This is a genomic window from Streptomyces sp. NPDC059224, assembly GCF_042754285.1.
Taxonomy (GTDB): Bacteria; Actinomycetota; Actinomycetes; order Streptomycetales; family Streptomycetaceae; genus Streptomyces.
The window spans coordinates 1-2954 of record NZ_JBHZAN010000093.1 but is presented as its reverse complement, the minus strand read 5'-3'; the positions used below and the strand labels follow the sequence as shown (position 1 = coordinate 2954).

At 71.6% G+C, this 2954-nt stretch carries 2 protein-coding genes; both read right to left on the bottom strand.

Translation table 11 applies throughout. The features are described 5' to 3' along the window. Positions 1 to 124: 124 nt before the first annotated feature. Positions 125 to 1972: a M1 family aminopeptidase gene (locus ACFXI4_RS44500; RefSeq protein ID WP_385003387.1), complete on the bottom strand. Its 1848-nt coding sequence runs from the start codon at positions 1970 to 1972 to the stop codon at positions 125 to 127. Between the two features lie 323 nt (positions 1973 to 2295). After that, positions 2296 to 2850: a hypothetical protein gene (locus ACFXI4_RS44495; RefSeq protein WP_385003384.1), complete on the bottom strand. Its 555-nt coding sequence runs from the start codon at positions 2848 to 2850 to the stop codon at positions 2296 to 2298. Between the last annotated feature and the right edge of the window lie 104 nt (positions 2851 to 2954).

Sequence of the window (2954 nt, the reverse complement as noted above, 5' to 3'; positions counted from 1 at the left end):
GCGGCCCGCTTCTTTTTTTTTACCGCCACCGGCGGGGTGTCCCGCGTGGCCTCCAACGGCCGGGGGGGCCCCCGGGCGGGGGCCAACGGCCCGGCCCGCACCCGGGCTCACGGGACGGTGCGCGTCAGCCGATGATGCGGTGGGTGGTCCAGAACGACGTCAGGTCGGTGGTCGTGGCGGCCTGCGCGGCGGCCTTGAACTCGGCGGTGGTCGAGACGCCGTACCAGTGCGACGTGGCGTAGTCCTTCAGGAGTTTGGCCATCACCGTGTCACCCAGGGTGCGGCGCAGATCGTGCAGGGCGCACTTGCCGTAGCCGTAGACGACGGTGGAGTAGCGGGACGAGTGGGCGTCCCAGTAGGCCATCGAGTTGGTGATGTTCTCCGCGGACGAGGCCCAGGAGACGCTGTTCCAGCAGTTCGTGCCGGTGCTGCCCAGGGCCAGATCGGTGGCGTAGTCGGTGAACGCCTCGTCCAGCCACGGGCTGTTGTACTCGTCGTCGCCGACGATGCCGTAGAACCACTGGTGGCCGATCTCATGGGTGAGTGCCGTGGTGCTGACCAGGTCGAGGACGAAGCCCGGGTACTCCATGCCGCCGAACCAGAAGTTGTTGTCGATGACGGCGTCCAACTCGCCGTACGGGTAGGCGCCGAAGCGGCCCGCGTGGGCGTCGACAGCGGTCTTCGCGGTGGTGAGCATGGACTGCGCGCTGGACGAACTGATGCCCGAGACCGAGTAGATGTTGATCGGGGTGCCCGCCGTCGAGGTGCCCGAGATCCTGGTGAACGGCCCCGCCGCCCACGCGAAGTCGCGGACCTTGGACGCGGTGGCCGTGGTGACCGTGCGTCCGCTGGTGCCGGGGGTCTCGACCGAGGTGCCGGTGGCCGGGACCAGCAGGGTGGTCGGGTGGTCGAGGGTCACCTTGAAGTCGGCGGCCAGGGAGTAGAAGGACTCGCCGTTGTTGGTGTACGGGTCCAGGTGCCAGCCGGAGCCGTCCTTGACGGCGAGGACCGGCAGCGCGTTGCCGATCATGTTGAAGGCGCCGTCGTGGCCGAACCGGTCGGCGCCGCTGGGGACGGTGATCCCCAGGTCGAAGCCGATCGTGGCCGTCTGGCCCTGCGCCAGCGGGGTCGGCAGCGCGATCTGGAGGGCCGTGCAGGCCACCGAGAGGGCGCCCGCGGTGCCGCCGGTGACATTGGCGACCGTGATCGGCGGCGCGGAGCAGGTGCCGTGGTAGTTGTCCCACAGCCGCAGGTACACCTCGGTGAGCGGGGTGGCCGAGGCGTTGGTGAAGGTCGCGCTCTCGTGTCCGGTCCAGACGGTGCCGGCGGTGTTGCTGCTGAGACTGACGGTGTACGACGGGGCGGCCGGCGTGCGCGTCGAGTCGGCCGGCGGGGTGGTGCCGCCGGAGGTGTCCAGGGCGATGTCGTCCAGGACGAAGCTCGTCTGGAGGCTGGAGTCCTCGGTGCCGGTGAAGGCGAGGTTCACGGTCTGGCCGGCGAACGCCGACACGTCGAAGGACTTCTGGACGTAGCCGGTGGCCTTGTTCAGGTTCGAGTACGTCGCCAGGGTCGTGCTGCCGATCTTCGCCGTGAGCTTGTCGTACGCGGTGGACGAGGTCGTCTCGGTGGTGTCGATGTGCATCCAGAAGGTGAGGGTGGCGGAGCATCCCGAGGGTATGGTCACGCTCTGCGAGAGCGTGTCGGTGTGGGTGCCGCCGGTGCCGTCCAGCCAGGCGAAGCTGGTGCCGCCGTGGGCGGACTGGCCGGAGCGGCTGGTGATCACGCTGCTGGACGACTGGGTCCAGGGCGAAGTGCCGCTCTCGAAACCGCCGTTGGTGATCAGCTGACTCGCCGTGCAGGCGTCGGCGGTCGTCCCGGCGGCCGACGCCGGGGCACCGGGGAGCAGGGCCGCGGCGAGGGCGGCGACGGCCAGCGCGCTGACGGCGAAGGCCTTGTGGGGGGTCGGTCTCACACGAAACTCCTTTACGGCGGCCGGGGTCCCGGCCTGCTCGGTGACCGTCCGTCCGGCTGGGGTGCGCCGAGGAGCGGCCTCGGGTCACGCGCTACGAATGGTGCGAGTCGGAAGCCTGACAGATTTGACCAGGCCATGTCACTAGGCAATGGGGAGACCGTTATGGAGGAGCCGTCGTCCGGGGTCACGCTCACCCGGGTCGGCGACCGCGGGACGGACTGCCCGCACGGTGTCCCCCGGACCGCTGCCGGTGGACGGGGGGCCGTGTGCGTCGCTGTCGGCGCAGGACTGTCCGGCCGCGGATCCGGAGCGCCGGCCTCGGGTCAGAGGTGGTCGGCGCAGCAGGGGGTGGGGTTGGGGACCTCGAAGGGGGCCAGCAGGCCGCCTGCCGCCGGGACCAGGGTCAGGGTGAGGACGCCGTCACGCCATTCCGGACGGACGTGATCCTGCGTCAGGATCCTTGTGCTGGACGGGAGTTCGGCGTCCGGTGCGCCGAGCACCACCAGGTGTTCGACGGCGGTGCCGTCGAGGATCGCGCCCGCGGTGACCGTGCCGGTGAGGTGGCGTACGCCCGGGTAGAGGACCGCGCGACCGGAGGTGCGGGGTGCGGCGGCCGCCCGGCGCGCGCTGTCCACCGCGTCACCCGGCCCGTGGGCGCGGCCGGCCAGGGCGAGTCCGGTGCCGTCCGGCAGCGCGGCCGGCAGCTCCTGCCACAGCGCGTCCGGGTCCGGGACGGCCAGCGAGATCGCCGTACCCCGGCGCTCGTCGCTGCGGTGCAGGTGGGTGCAGGCGAACACGCCCTCCCCGAGCGCCAGTCGGCCCAGCAGCTCGTGGATCAGGTGGTCCGCCTCGCGCAGGGTCGCCGTACCGGCGTCCACCCCCCTGACGGGGGGGGCGCCGCCGGCGGGGTGGGGGGGGGTGCTGCGGGGAGGACCCCCCACGGGGTGGAGTAGAACCACAGGTCCTTCCACGGGTCGGCGGC